Origin of the sequence: Enterobacter cloacae complex sp. SHL012 (assembly GCF_049237505.1) — a bacterium.
Taxonomy (GTDB): domain Bacteria; phylum Pseudomonadota; class Gammaproteobacteria; order Enterobacterales; family Enterobacteriaceae; genus Enterobacter; species Enterobacter kobei.
The window spans coordinates 436875-452294 of sequence record NZ_JBMKIZ010000002.1 but is presented as its reverse complement, the minus strand read 5'-3'; the positions used below and the strand labels follow the sequence as shown (position 1 = coordinate 452294).

Genomic DNA, 15420 nt, shown 5'->3' with positions numbered 1-15420 from the left:
GTAAAGTGCGGTAGTCTGATTAAGCAGATAAAAATCCTTCAGGAGAGAAGCCATGAAGTGGCAACAACGTGTTCGTGTCGCAACGGGGTTAAGTTGCTGGCAGATAATGTTGCATTTACTGGTCGTGGCCGTACTGGTGATGGGCTGGATGAGCGGCACGCTGGTGCGTGTTGGCCTGGGGCTATGCGTCCTCTATGGCGTCACCGTGCTGTCGATGCTGTTCTTACAGCGCCACCATGAAGCGCGCTGGCGCGAGGTGGGTGATGTGCTCGAAGAGCTCACCACCACCTGGTACTTTGGTGCCGCGATGATTGTGCTTTGGCTGCTGTCACGCGTGCTGCAAAACAACCTGCTGCTGGCCCTGGCGGGTCTCGCAATCCTTGCAGGGCCTGCGGTGGTCTCATTGCTCACCAAAGAGAAAAAGCTACGCAATGTTGCGTCTAAACATCGCGTACGCCACTGACCCCGTCGTGGCCGCTATGACCAGTAGCGGCCACAAACTCCCCCAGACAATATCCAGACTCGCATCCTTCAGATAGATCTGCTTGGTAATGTCCGTGAAGTGGCGTATCGGGTTTATCCATGTGATGTCCTGCAGCCACACCGGCATGTTCTCGACAGGGGAAACGTACCCGGAGAGCAAAATCGCTGGCATCATAAAGACAAACACGCCGATAAACGCCTGCTGCTGCGTCGAGCACAGCGCCGAAATTAACAGCCCAAACCCCACCAGCGACAGCCCGTAAATCACCATCGTGAAGTAAAACAGCGCCAGCGAACCGGCAAACGGGATTTGATAGGCCCAAATTCCCACGCCCAGCACGATAGTGGCCTGAAATGTCGCGACAATCAGCGCCGGCACCGCTTTGCCAACAAAGATTTGCCAGGTCGCGAGCGGGGAAACCAGCAGCTGATCCAGCGTACCTTGCTCCCGCTCGCGGGCGACGGACAGGGAGGTGACGATCATCACCCCGATGGTGGTGATCATGGCGATCAGCGACGGCACCACAAACCATTTGTAGTCCAGATTCGGGTTGTACCAGTTACGCACCACCAGCTCGCTGTTGTTGGGCTTCGGTTTGCCGTCCATCAGCTCCTGCTGATAATTCTTCACCACCTGCTGCAGATAGTTGGCCGCAATCTGGGCGCTGTTAGAGTTGCGCCCGTCGAGGATAAGCTGCATCGGCGCGGTCTGGAAGGTATCCAGGTTACGGGAAAAATCTGCCGGGAAGCGCACCAGCAGCAGGGCTTTTTGCGTATCGATGGTCGGCTGGATTTCCTGCGGGCTTTTCAGCAGCAGGATATGGGTAAACGCTTTTGCACGGGCAAAGCGCTGCGTCAGCTCGACGGAATGTTTACCGTTGTCTTCGTTGTAAATGGCGATGGTGGCGTTGGTCACCTCAAGCGTCGCGGCAAAGGGGAACAGCAAAACCTGGATCAGCACCGGCAAAACCAGAATGGCGCGGGTTTGCGGTTCGCGCAGCAGGGATTGCAGCTCTTTTCGTATTAACGTCCATAGTCGGTGAAACATGTTCGCTCCTTAATCCAGACGCCGTTTGGTTTTCAACCACGTCAATCCGATAAACATCACCGCTGACGCCATTAAAAACAGCGTGTTGATAATCAGCACCACCGGAATATTCCCCGCCAGGAACAGGCTTTGCAGCGTGCTCACGAAATAACGCGCCGGAATGATGTAGGTCACGGCGCGGATCACCGCTGGCATACTGTCTATCTGGAAAATAAACCCGGACAGCATGATCGACGGTAAAAAGGCGGCGTTGAGCGCCACCTGCGCGGCGTTAAACTGGTTGCGGGTGATGGTGGAGATGAGCAGCCCCATCCCCAGCGTGCTAAGTAAAAACAGGCTGGTGATAAAGAACAGCACCACCAGCGAGCCGCGGTACGGCACGCCGAGGATAAAGACGGCGACAAGCATGCAGAGCAGCATCGCCAGCATCCCGAGGAAGTAGTAGGGGATGAGCTTGCACAGCAGCAGCTCGACGCGCGTCACTTCTGTGGAGAGCAGCGCCTCCATGGTGCCACGCTCCCACTCGCGGGCGATCACCAGCGAGGTCAGGATCGCGCCAATCACCGTCATGATAATCGTCACCGCGCCCGGAATGATAAAGTGCTGGCTGATGGCGGCAGGGTTAAACCAGTAGCGTGTTTGCACGTCGATGAGCGGTTCAAACGTCTCCCCCCGGTCTTCGGCGCGCTGCATCTGCCATAGCTGCCAGATCCCCTCCACGTAGCCCTGAACGAAGTTCGCAGTGTTCGGTTCGCTGCCGTCGGTAATCACCTGGATCGGCGCGTCGGCATTCGCCCGCGCCATATTGGCGGCGAAATCCACCGGGATGACCACCAGCCCGCGAATTTTCCCGGCCTGCATCTTCTGGATCAGCGCCTGCCGGTTATCGCTGATGGTGGCGTCAATGTACGGCGAGCCGGTCATGGCGTGGGTGAAGTCCAGCGCCTCTTCGCTCTGCTGTTCCAGCAAAATGCCGACCCGCAGCTTGCTGGAGTCGAGGTTGATGCCGTAGCCAAAGATAAACAGCAGCAGCAGGGGGATCACCACCGCAATCAGCCAGCTACTCGGGTCACGCACGATCTGCCGCGTCTCTTTTATGCATAACGCGCGCACCCGGCGCCAGGAAAGGGCGTTACTGCGCATGGGCATTCTCCTTATCCCAGTCGTGGATGAGGGTGATAAACGCCTGCTCCATGGTCGGGTCTGGCACGGCATCGTCGGCGGCCTGGTTTTTCAGGTCGTCCGGGGTGCCGTGGGCAATCAGCTTGCCGCGATAGACCAGCCCGATGCGGTCGCAGTATTCCGCCTCATCCATAAAGTGGGTGGTCACCATCACCGTCACCCCTTTCTCCACCATGCTGTTGATATGCAGCCAGAACTCGCGGCGGGTGAGGGGATCCACCCCGGAGGTCGGCTCATCGAGGAAAAGAATATCGGGCTCGTGCATCAGCGAGCAGGCCAGCGCGAGGCGTTGCTTAAAGCCGAGGGGCAGTTCGTCGGTGGCGTGGGAGGCAATATTCGTTAACCCGAAGGCATCGCTCATGCGGCGGATTTTCTCGTTCTGCGCGCGCCCGCGCAGGCCGTACACGCCGGAGAAAAAGCGCAGATTCTGCTCGACGGTCAGGTTGCCATACAACGAGAATTTCTGTGCCATATAGCCCAGATGCTGGCGCGCCTTGCCGGAGCTGACTTTGAGATCCATATCCAGCACCAGCGCCTTGCCGGACGTCGGCACCAGCAGGCCACACATCATTTTAAAGGTGGTGGATTTCCCCGCGCCGTTCGGCCCGAGCAGGCCAAAAATCTCGCCGCGTTTTACCGCAAAGTTGACGTTATCGGTGGCGGCGAAATCGCCGAACTTTTTGGTCAGGGATTTGGCTTCAATCACCGTCTCGCCCGGCGTACCTTCAACCGTGTGGAGGATCGCGCCGAGAGGCGATTCCGATGTCCCCGCGCCGCCCAGCAGGTCGATGAACGCATCTTCAAAGCGCGGCGCCGTCTCTGCCATTTCAATTTCAGGCATGCCAGGCGCGCGGCGAATATCCTCGACGGTGGCCTCCTTTTTGAGGATTACGCGCACGGACCGACCCTGAATCATCCCGTCGCTCACCTGCGGCAGTTTCAGCACTCTCTGCAGCAGCCTGCGGTTGGACTCCTGCGGGCAGTGGAGGAGGAAACTGCGTCCGGCCACGCTCTGCGTCAACGTCGTTGGCTCGCCCTGATAAAGCAGCTCGCCTTCGTTCATCAGCAGCACGTCCCGGCACTGTTCCGCTTCGTCGAGGTAGGAGGTGCTCCAGAGGATCAGCATCCCGTCGCCTGCCAGCTCGTGCACCATCTGCCACAGCTCACGGCGGGAGATGGGGTCCACGCCGACGCCGGGCTCGTCCAGCAGCAGGACCTTTGGTTCGCCGACGAGCGTACAGGCCAGCCCCAGCTTTTGCTTCATCCCGCCGGAGAGCTTGCCCGCCAGCCGGTCGGTGAACGGGCCGAGGGAGGTGAACTCAAGCAGGCGGGCGAAGGTTTTCTGCCGGGTTTCGCCGGTCACGCTGCGCAGGTCGGCATACAGGTTCAGGTTTTCCATCACCGTCAGATCTTCATACAGACCAAACTTCTGCGGCATATAGCCGAGCATGGCGTGGAGCGCGCCGTCGTCTTTGATAGGGTCAAGGCCAAGCACGCTGGCTGCGCCTTCATCCGGCTTTAGCAAACCGGCCAGCATCCGCATCAGCGTGGTTTTGCCTGCGCCGTCCGGGCCGACCAGGCCGGTCACATAGCCTTTCTGAATGGTGCAGTTCAGCGGGGCGACCGCCGGTTTGTCCATCCCTGCGAAGCGTTTGACCAGATTGTTGAGCTGGATAACCGCGTCATTCATGTCGTTCCCCGTTGTTCACTTTTACGGTAACAGGCATGCCCTGACGCAGCGCGTCGTCCGCATCGGTGACGATGATGCGCAGACGGTACACCAGGTCGGTACGCAGGTCCGGCGTTTCAACGGTTTTCGGGGTGAATTCGGCGGTGGGGGAGACAAAGCCGACTTTGCCGTGATACGGCTTATCCGGACGACCATCGGTATAGAGCAGCAGCTCGCGGCCCGGCTGCATCTGGCCGAGATTTGGCTCGTCAATGTAGGCGCGCACCCAGACCGGGCGGGTCAGGGAGAGCGTTAATACGGTGCTGCCCGCGCTGAGCATGCTGCCCGGCTCCACGGCACGGGTCATCAGCGTACCGTCAGACGGGGCGATGAGGGTTGTATCATGCAGATCCAGCTCTGCCTGGGCCAGCTGCGCCTGCGCCTGTTCAAGGCTGGCTTTGGCCTGGGCAATGTCCTGCGGGCGGTTACCGGTGGTGTACTGGCTTAATTTATCCTGCGCGGATTTCAGCGTCGCCTGCGCCTGGTCGCGGGATGAACGCGCATTCTCCAGATCGTTGGCTGAAATGGTGCGGCTTTTCCACAGCCCCTGCTGACGGTTATAGAAATTCTGCGCGTAGTCGTAGGCAGCTTTCGCCTGCTTAACGGCAGCGGCGGCCTGGGCGATCTCTTCGTCACGATAACCCGCCAGCATCAGGTCATATTGCGCCTGGGCAACGGAAACGCCCGCTTTGGCCTGCATCAGGGCGTTCTCGTAGGGGGCTTTATCCAGCATGCCCAGCGTTTGCCCGCGTTTAATGGCATCACCTTCGTCAACGCTCAGCGAGGCGAGACGGCCACCCACGCGGAAGCTCATATTCACGGTACGAATATCCACATTACCATACAGCGTCAGGCCCCGGTCCTGATGGCTCTGATACCACAGCCAGCCACCGACGCCCGCGGCAAGCAAAACAACAACCACCAGAATGATGGCGACAGGTTTTTTCATGACTTCAGGCTCCTTTGCGTTAAGCCTTGCAGGATCAGATCGAGATGACAGGTGATGACCTGGCTAATCTGCGCGGCTTTATCCTCATCGAATTGTGTCCAGCCGGTGCGTAACAGGATGGTTTCCCGCCCCAGACGAAAGGCAAGGATTTCACCCAGCAGGGCATGGGTATGCAAAATGGTCACGGTATCGCTGGCATCCCGCCCGGTATAGGCGGCGATCAGGTGGGTCAGGTGGGTATGCATCGGAGCAATGACCTGATCGTGTACCAGCTGATAGGCAGTTGTAGGGGAGAGCTGCTCGCGGGAGATAAACTTACTCAGGTTGAGCGTATCGTCGTGCGTCAGCAGGCGGATCATATTATGGCAGGCATTCAGGATAAGCCGCCGGATAGCGTCACGATCCGGCGTCGGCTGGCTCAACAGCTCGCTGGCTTCTTCAACGTGCGGACGAAAATGTGTGCCGATAAAATCGGCAATCCACTGGGCGCAGGCGAGGTACAAATCCTCTTTTGAGCCAAAATAGTAGGTGATCGCCGCAATGTTTTGCCCGGCCTGGGCGGCGATATCTCGCGTGGTCGCGTGCAGGCCATACTCGCCAAACTGCGCCAGCGCGGCAGCAATCAGCTGGCTTTTGGCCTGTTCACCTTTGGTTGTCGTTGGGGTCGTATTCATGGCGGCATTAAAAATTAATCAATCGATTGATTAAAAATAGCCCCGAATTGCTTCACCGTCGAGCGTTCGTGCTGGGATATTTTATGCGCCACGTCACAAAAGCTGCTACACTCCGCACCTTCACGACATTGTGGTTTTTGTCCTTCCCCTTTTCGTTATATCTCCCTGAAAACTACACCTGTGATGGTCGGGGCGGTTCGGAGTTTTTATGTCTTTTGATTCCCTTGGCCTGAACCCGGAAATTCTGCGTGCCATCGCAGAGCAGGGCTACGTTGAGCCAACCCCCATCCAGCAGCAGGCGATCCCCGCCGTTCTTCAGGGGCGTGACCTGATGGCCAGCGCCCAGACCGGCACCGGTAAAACCGCGGGCTTTACGCTGCCGCTGTTAGAGCTGCTGGTAAAAAACCAGCCGCACGCCAAAGGCCGTCGTCCGGTTCGTGCGCTGATCCTGACCCCAACCCGTGAGCTGGCGGCGCAGATTGGTGAGAACGTGCGTGACTACAGCCGCTATCTCAACATTCGCTCGCTGGTCGTTTTCGGTGGCGTCAGCATTAACCCGCAGATGATGAAGCTGCGCGGCGGCGTGGACGTGCTGGTGGCAACGCCGGGCCGTCTGCTGGATCTCGAACACCAGAACGCGGTGAAGCTCGATCAGATTGAAATTCTGGTGCTGGATGAAGCTGACCGCATGCTGGATATGGGCTTTATCCACGACATCCGTCGCGTGCTGGCCAAGCTGCCTGCGCGTCGTCAGAACCTGCTGTTCTCTGCCACCTTCTCCGACGAGATCAAGGCGCTGGCAGAAAAGCTGCTGCATAATCCGCTGGAAGTGGAAGTGGCGCGTCGCAACACCGCCTCTGAGCAGGTGACGCAGCACGTTCACTTTGTCGATAAAAAGCGTAAGCGGGAGCTGCTCTCCCAGATGATCGGCCAGGGTAACTGGCAGCAGGTGCTGGTCTTTACCCGCACCAAGCACGGTGCGAACCACCTGGCGGAACAGCTCAATAAAGACGGTATCCGCAGTGCCGCCATCCACGGTAACAAGAGCCAGGGTGCGCGTACCCGTGCGCTGGCGGACTTCAAATCTGGCGACATCCGCGTGCTGGTGGCAACCGACATCGCCGCGCGTGGTCTGGACATTGAAGAGCTGCCGCACGTAGTAAACTACGAGCTGCCAAACGTCCCGGAAGATTACGTTCACCGTATCGGTCGTACCGGCCGCGCGGCGGCAACCGGTGAAGCGCTCTCTCTGGTCTGCGTCGATGAACACAAGCTGCTGCGCGACATCGAACGTCTGTTGAAGAAAGAGATCCCACGCATCGAAACCCCGGGCTACGAGGTGGATCCGTCCATCAAGGCGGAGCCGATTCAGAACGGTCGCCAGGGCGGCGGTCGTGGTCAGGGCGGCGGTGGTCGCGGTCAGCAGCCGCGTCGTGCTGAAGGCGGCGCGCCGAAATCATCCGGCAAACCCCCGCGTCGCAACAACGACAGCAAACCGGCCGGCGAAAGTCCGTGGCGCAGCGGTGAAGGGAAACCGGCAGGGGAAGGGCAGCGTCGACGCCGCCCGCGTAAACCTGCTAACCCGCAGTAATCTGGAAGCCCGGTCGTAAAGCCGGGCTTTTCTTTTTGCGGCAGCGAAGAGAAAGTGCCACAATAGTGGCTGTTTATACAGTATTTCAGGTTTTTCGATGGCTTTAACCGCGGCGCTGAAAGCGCAAATTGGCGCATGGTACAAGGCGCTACAACAGCAGATCCCCGACTTTATCCCCCGAGCGCCGCAGCGGCAGATGATTGCTGACGTGGCAAAAACGCTTGCCGGGGACGACGGGCGACATCTGGCGATTGAAGCGCCGACCGGCGTCGGGAAAACCCTGTCATATCTCATTCCCGGTATTGCCATCGCGCGGGAAGAGGACAAAACGCTGGTGGTCAGCACCGCCAACGTGGCCCTGCAGGATCAGATTTTCAGCAAAGATTTGCCGCTGCTGCGCAAAATCATCCCCGACCTGCGCTTTACCGCCGCCTTTGGGCGCGGGCGCTACGTGTGCCCACGTAACCTGGCGGCGCTCGCCAGCAGCGAGCCGAATCAACAGGATCTGCTCGCGTTTCTTGATGACGAGCTGACGCCGAACAATAAGGCCGAGCAGGAGCAGTGTGCAAAACTCAAAGCCGAACTCGACGGCTATAAGTGGGACGGCCTGCGGGATCACACCAGCCAGGCCATCAGCGACGACTTATGGCGCAGGCTCAGCACCGACAAAGCCAGCTGTCTGAACCGCAACTGCCACTACTACCGCGAGTGCCCGTTCTTTGTCGCCCGGCGCGAAATTCAGGAGGCGGAGGTGGTTGTCGCCAACCACGCGCTGGTGATGGCCGCGCTGGAGAGTGAGGCGGTGCTACCGGAGCCCAAAAATCTGCTGCTGGTGCTCGACGAAGGCCACCATCTGCCCGACGTGGCTCGGGACGCGCTGGAGATGAGCGCCGAGATCACCGCGCCCTGGTTCCGCCTGCAGCTGGATCTGTTCTGCAAGCTGGTGGCAACCTGCATGGAGCAGTTCCGCCCGAAAACCACGCCGCCGCTGGCGGTGCCGGAACGGCTAAGCGAGCATTGTGAAGAGGTTTACGGCCTGATCTCCTCGCTCAATAACATCCTCAACCTTTATCTTCCCGCAGCCCAGGAGGCGGAACATCGCTTTGCGATGGGCGAACTGCCGGAAGAGGTGATGGAAATTTGTCAGCAGCTGGCAAAGCACCTTGAAAAGCTGCGCGGGCTGGCGGAGATGTTCTTAAACGATCTGAGCGAGAAAACCGGCACGCATGACGTGGTGCGTCTGCACCGTATTCTGCTACAGATGAACCGCGCGCTGGGCATGTTCGAAGCGCAGAGCAAACTCTGGCGGCTGGCCTCAATGGCGCAGGCATCAGGCGCGCCGGTCACCAAATGGGCCACCCGCGACGTGCGGGACGGGCAGGTGCATCTCTTCTTCCACTGCGTGGGCATCCGCGTGGCCGATCAGCTGGAAAAGCTGATCTGGCGCAGCGTGCCGCACGTGGTGGTGACCTCTGCCACGCTGCGTTCTCTGAACAGTTTTTCTCGTTTGCAGGAGATGAGCGGGCTTAAAGAAAAAGCGGGTGACCGCTTTGTGGCGCTGGACTCGCCGTTTAACCACTGCGAGCAGGGCAAGCTGGTCATTCCGTGCATGACGTTTGAGCCGCTGATCGACAACGAAGAACAGCACATTGCGGAAATGGCGGCCTATTTCCGCGAACAGGTCGAGAGTAAAAAATACCCTGGCATGCTGGTGTTATTTGCCAGTGGACGCGCCATGCAGCGTTTTCTGGAACACGTCACCGATCTGCGTTTACTCCTACTGGTGCAGGGTGACCAGCCGCGTTACAGGCTGGTGGAAACCCACCGTAAACGCATTGATAACGGCGAGCGTAGCGTGCTGGTGGGATTGCAGTCTTTCGCGGAAGGTCTTGACCTGAAAGGCGACTACCTGACGCAGGTCCACATTCATAAAATTGCCTTCCCCCCCATCGACAGCCCGGTGGTGATCACCGAGGGCGAATGGCTGAAAAGCCTTAACCGCTATCCGTTTGAGGTGCAGAGTCTGCCTGCGGCATCGTTTAACCTGATTCAGCAGGTGGGGCGTTTGATTCGAAGCCACGGCTGCTGGGGCGAAGTGGTGATCTACGATAAACGTCTGCTGACCAAAAATTATGGACAGCGGCTGCTCAACGCGCTACCGGTCTTCCCGATTGAACAGCCGTCGGTACCGGAGATAAAAAAACGCCCGGCAAAACAGGCTGCCGGGCGTCGAAAAAGCATCCGTGCTAAGGGGCGCGGTCCTACTGGTAAGTGAAGGTCACCTGAACGACGCTGCTGAACGTGCCTGCGGTAACAGGCATAGCGGTGGCGTAATAGCGTGCGGCCAGCGGGAAGGTGGCGGTATGGTCGTTCTGGTCAATCAGCGCGTTAAAGCTGGCCTGCGGTGCGATGAGGATATGGTCCTGGCTGTCCGCCAGCTCCAGCGCCAGCCCCTTCGCGCTGCCCGTGTTGGCAAACTTGGTTGGGTGGGTAGCATCCGCCTGACCGTAAAAGAAGGCGGTCGCCAGGGCGAGGGATTTAGGACAATGTGTCACCTTCAGGCTGAAGGTTTTCCACGCGCCGGTATCCCCCACGTCGTGGAATTCACTGGAAGCCGCCTGGCCTAAATCAACGGTTAAATCCTTGCTGGCGCTGTCCACGAGGCAGGTGTTGGCATAAATGTTACCGACCATTTGCAGCTGAATATCGTCAGCCCGGGCCAGACAGGTGAGCGTGCTGGCCAGCGCGGCCAGCACAAAGAGATGTTTCTTCATTTTCATCACTTATAGGCCAGAGTAATGGTGGCGACGGCGTTCGCCGGGCCAGGGGTGACTTCATCTGCCACCTGCAAATAGTTCAGCTTGACCGGGATATCCATCGTCTGGTTGGCATAGGCCAGGGTTTCAGTTGGGGTGTAGGTATCGAACGTTGCCAGCTCGTTGTCGATCGCCATTTCAATCCCGACCCCCGTTGCCATGCCATCCTCCGGCGTGAGCTTAAGCACCCCCTGATAACCGGGTACGTAGCCGTCGCTGCTGGTGACCTTAAATTCAGGCTGAACGGTGGAGTTACAGTTCACCGTGATGTTGAACTCCCGCGCGGGCATCGCCAGCGTGCCGACCATGTTGAAATCGCTGACCGGGAAATCGCCCATGTTGACGGTCAGGCTTTTTGGCAGCACGGAACAGGTGACGTTTTCAAGGTTTACGTTACCGGCATAGCTAACATTGTTGGGTGAACCGATGCCTTCGTGACCAAAAACGCCAATGCCAAAAACGGTCTGGCTTTGATTTAGCGTACCGGATTCTACCGCGGTATCCGTTTTTACCAGCTCCAGCGTGACGTTAAAATCGAACGTCTGGTTGCCGTCAGTTGAGACATAGCCAATAGGCGTGCCGCGGGAGTCGCAGGTGACCCCGCCCGCACCGCTGATGCGCTGACCTTTGTCATTCATCAGCGCAATACCAACCCCCTTCACGCCGGATTCATAGACCCCGGAAAGGCCGGGAATTTCCGTGCCGTAGCCGTAGTAGCAGGAGACGATCTCCAGACCCTTATCTGCAGCACTATCGCAGTGGCCCGCGACGTGTACCGTCTGTTCGGTGCCGGGGATGGTCGCGCCGACGGGAAGCGTGGTGGAGACGGAAACCGTGGACAGGTTAATGGTCTTTGGCATATCCGGCGACGTACAGGTGGCTTTTGCATGCGGCATAAACAGCGATGCGGTTGCCAGTATGAGTAAGAAAAAGCATTGTTTTACAAGCTGCATAGGTGAACCTGCTCGGTTGATTACTGACACTGCGCGGCAGCGTTAATAATGTCTGTTTTCTCTTTTTCATCCGTGAGCGTGTATTCCGCAACGCAGTGGTCGCTGGCTTCCTGTCCCCATGAGACGGAAAGCTTGCCGCGATCGGGCATTCCGGAAAGATAGGTTTGGCCATCAGTGCCGACGATAAATTCGCTGTCCTTATCCTCGGTGGTGACCGTTGCGCCGAAGGGCAGCGGCTTCCCGTTGTGCGTCAGCGTCATCAGGACGCGATGACCCACGCGGGTATTGAAGCTTGCCCGCACCACCGCACCGCGGGTTGGCGTGACGATCTGCGAAGCGTGCGTCACGTCAGCCTCGTCAGGCAGCGTTTCGGTATCCAGCGAAATCGTGTTGTGGCGATAGGCGGTAACAAACGGCACCACGGTATAGCCGCGGAAGTCAGTTTCCACGCCCGTCTGGTTGGCGATGTGCGTGCCGCTGGCTCCGGGCGCTTTCACCAGCGCAATGGTCTCGCCCAGCGGCTGGCTCAGCGTCAGGCCGTTAGCGTGGGCTATCATGCCCCCCTGCAGACCGACGTTGGTGGTCCGCTGGTATTTGTCCTGGCTGAAACCGCCACTCACTTCCCCGTAGGTGGCTTTATAATCGGCGTTCAGACTGGTAGAGGTACCGTTCTCTGATGAGTCATAGCCTTCCTGCACGTTCCAGTTAAGGTTGTTCTCCTCCAGCGCCGTCCCGTTCAGGCCCAGCGTGTGCGTGGTGCCGTCTTTATTGTTATTCATGTTGTAGGAGGCCCAGGTGTTGCTCATCCAGCGATCCAGCGGTACCGACACGCTCAGCGCGAACAGGTTATCGTTACTGACCGAATCGCCTTCGTCATCACGGCTGTTGGTGTTTTTGTTGAGGCTATAGCTCATGCTGTAGGTGATTCCCTTCCAGCTGTTGTTATAGCTGACGCTCATCGAGGTCATGTCCTGACCCTGGTTCCAGTAGGTCTCTTTGACCAGGCTCAGCGTAAACGATCCCCAGCCTTCGCCGAGGGTTTGATCGATGGTGGCCTCGGTACGCGCGCGGCGCTGCTGCGGTGCTGACCAGTCATCGGCGCGGGTATAGGACTCCATGGTGTCTTCGAGGGTGTAAAACCCTTTACTGTTGTAGCGATAGCCAGCCAGAGCGAAGTTTGTGCCCGTACCCGCGAAATCTTTGCTGTAGCGCAGACGCCAGGATTGCCCCTTGCTGGCCTGCTGTTTTTTGAGCAGCGCTTTGGCGCGCGTCACGTCGACAGAAAACGCGCCAAGATCGCCAAAGTTTTTACCGGTGCCCAGCGCCTGTGACTGATAATGGCTGCTTTGCTGCACGCCACCGTAGGCGGTGAATCCGTACGGCAGGCCATAAATGACACTCCCCTGAGCGAAGGGCGTTTTTTCCACGTCTTTGTCATAAGAGCGGTAGCGCCCGGCAGTGACGCTGTATTTCAGGTGCTTTTCGCGCTGGAGGACCGGAACGGAGGCGTAGGGCACCACAAAGTGACGTTCGCTGCCGTCCGTCTCTTTCACGGTGACCTGGAGATCGCCGCTGCTGCCGGTGGGATACAGGTCATTGATTTCAAATGCACCCGGCGCAACGGTATTTTGATAAATCACGTAGCCGTTCTGACGTACCACCACCAGCGCATTACTGTGGGCCGTGCCGCGGATGATCGGGGCATAGCCTTTTTCGCTGTCCGGCAGCATATCGTTGTCGGAGTTCAGCTGCGCGCCGGTATACGGAACGCTGTCAAATACGTCTGCCGGGGAGCTGCTTTGGCCTACGGTCAGATCGCTTTTTAACGCCACGATATCGCGCTGGGCATAGGTGTAGACCGAGTTAAAGGATTGCTCTTCTTCGTGACCGCTGGTGCTGCGACTCCAGGTGGAGTAGTTGCGCAGGCGCCACGCGCCGACGTTCAGGCCCGGACGCAGGTTAACGTACTGGCTGCTGTTGTCCTGCATGCCCTGCTGACGGGCGTGGCTCTGGCTGGCGCTGGCGCTGTAGTTGAGGATGCCCGCCGTGATCCCCTCATCAAATTCTGTTGGGTCAATATAGCCACGGGGAACCTGACCGAGCGCGGACTGCGGAATGCTCAACAGAAGCTGCTGGTTGCTGACGCGAAATGTCGCCGTCGCCGCCGGTATGGCGTGCAAATCCGCGCATGAGCCTTTCACGGCAAGCTGAGGATAGTCGTCAGTTTTAATACCCAGGCTTTTTAAATCGGACAGAGTAAAGCAGGGCTGAAGGGAATTTTCTCCATTATCCTGCTTTTGCAATATAAAGGTCACGTCGCGGGTATCAATTTTATTATTATTGATAAAGATCGTGACCTGATATTTCCCTGGCGCCTGTCCCGGGCCTTTTTCATAAATGGAGAGATCGGTTTTTCCCTGCTGTGGATTATCCACATCCAACAACGCTGGATTAAAATAATCATCCGCCCGCGTTTGCTGCGAAAAACCCACGGCCGCTAACCCGCATAGCAGGGTCAGCAGCGTAAGCATCCGATAAACGGAAGGCAATTGCCTTCTTGGGGTTGAAGAATAGGTAATCATAAGGTGCGTTATTGGGTACGGTATTAATGCACGGATGCAGAGAGCGTTTTGCTGATGCTGCCGTAATCAGTAATAATTGACCAGGACACGGTTGAACCGCCGGTATGTGCAGGCAACGCAAAATGGGTTTCGGTTTTTGGTACGGCCCAGGTCGCTTTATCGACCTTATGACCGTTAAGGGTGACCGACTGGAAATTCATATAAAACGGCGTCGGGTTGTTAACCACTAAATCATTGCCCTCGCGGTGCCACTCAAGCTGATCCGCGACCGTTTCCGGTTTACCCTTGACGGAGGCCGGGCGGTACATCAGCTTAATGCGCGTGTTAACCGCAATTTGCAGGGTATTGACCCCTGCCACCTTTTTTGAGGAGGGGATGGCTTTTATATTCAGCCAGAACATCGACTCGCGATCTTCAGGCAAATTTCCGCCGGTACGTACGACGCGCAGAACGTTTTCCTGCTTCGCATCAAGACGAAACAGTGGCGGCGTAATCAGAAAGGGAGCTTTGGCCAGGTCTTTACCGCCAGAATCCGCCCAGGATTGCACCAGATAATCCGTTGCATCTGGGTTTGAAATACCGATAGAGGATTCCTTTTTGCCTCCCTGGTAGACCAGGCGCGTGCCGTTAATAATAACGCCTGCATGTGCCGTTGCAGCTACCAGTAAAAGGGTGCTGAGTAAATAACCGTGACGCATAGTTTTTTCTCAAAATAAGGCGGGACTATCTCTTTTTTGCAAAAGGAAATAGTCCCTGGTGAGCAATATCAGTTATAAATAACCGTGAATGTTGAAACAGAGTTTGCCGGGCCAGCGGTAATAGCCGCACCGGTTTGAATATAACGCGCGGCAAACTGCAGATCGTTTACTGCGGTGCCGGAGGCCAGCGGATACTCTTTTGACGGAGTATATAAACTGACGGGCTGCTCAGAAGAGTCGATCAGCTGAATGGCTACGCCGGTTGCGGCATCTGCATCGGGGGTTAACGCCAGGGTGCTGTTGTTATTGGCATCCGGGGTTCCACCGAAGTTGATTGCCGCCGCCGTAACGGTTTCCGGGCAGTTTTTTAACTCAATATCAAACTTCGTGGCGGTGCTGGTGGAGCCGGCACCGGTAAAGACCGTCTTGGAGACTTTGCCTAATGTCACGTTCAACGGGTTACTTAAACCATTCACAACCTGACAGGCGGAATCGATGATTTCGCCCGTAAAGTTGATCTGTCCTTCACCGTCTGTTGCTGCAAAAGCGGATGCCGAGCAGCCAATCACCGACGCGATAAAAAGACCTAACGCAATCTTGTTCATAATAGTTCCTGGTGTGTGGGTAAAAACGTGCCTAAGGTTTTTGCCCGTTGTCCTCAATGATTTCCGTTCGTTATTTAATCAAAGAATGGATGGATAAGAATCTTCTATAG

At 57.4% G+C, this 15420-nt stretch carries 13 protein-coding genes; 3 read left to right on the top strand and 10 right to left on the bottom strand.

The annotated features are described in order from the left end of the window. The first annotated feature begins 52 nt into the window (after positions 1–52). Positions 53–463 (top strand): YbhQ family protein, encoded by a 411-nt coding sequence (locus ACOTY9_RS09775; protein WP_014883088.1) that lies wholly within the window; start codon positions 53–55, stop codon positions 461–463. Here the strand turns inward: ACOTY9_RS09775 and ACOTY9_RS09770 are convergent. The 5 genes from ACOTY9_RS09770 to cecR are packed head-to-tail and all read right to left on the bottom strand — an operon-like array spanning position 425 to position 6065. After that, positions 425–1531: an ABC transporter permease gene (locus tag ACOTY9_RS09770; protein WP_023332455.1), complete on the bottom strand. Its 1107-nt coding sequence runs from the start codon at positions 1529–1531 to the stop codon at positions 425–427. The genes ACOTY9_RS09775 and ACOTY9_RS09770 overlap by 39 nt on opposite strands. A 9-nt stretch (positions 1532–1540) precedes the next feature. After that, positions 1541–2674, bottom strand: a complete 1134-nt coding sequence (locus ACOTY9_RS09765) for an ABC transporter permease (protein WP_023332456.1) — start codon at positions 2672–2674, stop codon at positions 1541–1543. Beyond that, a complete protein-coding gene (locus ACOTY9_RS09760) occupies positions 2664–4403 on the bottom strand; it encodes an ATP-binding cassette domain-containing protein (protein WP_348565682.1) in 1740 nt (579 codons plus the stop codon). Before ACOTY9_RS09760 ends, ACOTY9_RS09765 begins: the two co-directional genes overlap by 11 nt. Next, entirely contained in the window at positions 4396–5391 is a 996-nt protein-coding gene (gene hlyD, locus ACOTY9_RS09755; RefSeq protein WP_023332458.1) for a secretion protein HlyD, read from the bottom strand. The genes ACOTY9_RS09760 and hlyD overlap by 8 nt, the downstream gene beginning before the upstream one ends. Continuing rightward, positions 5388–6065, bottom strand: coding sequence for a transcriptional regulator CecR (cecR, locus tag ACOTY9_RS09750; RefSeq protein ID WP_014883093.1), 678 nt, complete (start codon positions 6063–6065; stop codon positions 5388–5390). Before cecR ends, hlyD begins: the two co-directional genes overlap by 4 nt. Before the next feature lie 208 nt (positions 6066–6273). Between cecR and rhlE the strand changes: the two genes are divergently transcribed. Then, positions 6274–7656, top strand: coding sequence for an ATP-dependent RNA helicase RhlE (rhlE, locus tag ACOTY9_RS09745; RefSeq protein ID WP_023332460.1), 1383 nt, complete (start codon positions 6274–6276; stop codon positions 7654–7656). A 97-nt stretch (positions 7657–7753) separates the two neighbouring features. Next, entirely contained in the window at positions 7754–9931 is a 2178-nt protein-coding gene (dinG, locus tag ACOTY9_RS09740) for an ATP-dependent DNA helicase DinG (protein WP_348565681.1), read from the top strand. Here dinG and ACOTY9_RS09735 read toward each other — a convergent pair. The 5 genes from ACOTY9_RS09735 to ACOTY9_RS09715 form a co-directional block, all read right to left on the bottom strand. Then, positions 9918–10430 carry a fimbrial protein gene (locus ACOTY9_RS09735; protein ID WP_045281117.1) on the bottom strand — a complete coding sequence of 171 codons (513 nt, stop codon included), beginning with the start codon at positions 10428–10430 and terminating at the stop codon, positions 9918–9920. The two genes, dinG and ACOTY9_RS09735, sit on opposite strands and share 14 nt — an antisense overlap. Positions 10431–10435: 5 nt before the next feature. Beyond that, the gene (locus ACOTY9_RS09730; RefSeq protein ID WP_348565680.1) at positions 10436–11425 is read right to left on the bottom strand and encodes a fimbrial protein; all 990 of its coding nucleotides are present in this window, start codon (positions 11423–11425) and stop codon (positions 10436–10438) included. A 20-nt stretch (positions 11426–11445) separates the two neighbouring features. Then, positions 11446–13956 (bottom strand): fimbria/pilus outer membrane usher protein, encoded by a 2511-nt coding sequence (locus tag ACOTY9_RS09725; RefSeq protein WP_045307504.1) that lies wholly within the window; start codon positions 13954–13956, stop codon positions 11446–11448. 74 nt (positions 13957–14030) lie between these two features. After that, the gene (locus tag ACOTY9_RS09720; RefSeq protein WP_047026667.1) at positions 14031–14705 is read right to left on the bottom strand and encodes a fimbrial biogenesis chaperone; all 675 of its coding nucleotides are present in this window, start codon (positions 14703–14705) and stop codon (positions 14031–14033) included. Between the two features lie 68 nt (positions 14706–14773). Further along, positions 14774–15310 carry a fimbrial protein gene (locus ACOTY9_RS09715; RefSeq protein ID WP_014883100.1) on the bottom strand — a complete coding sequence of 179 codons (537 nt, stop codon included), beginning with the start codon at positions 15308–15310 and terminating at the stop codon, positions 14774–14776. Between the last annotated feature and the right edge of the window lie 110 nt (positions 15311–15420).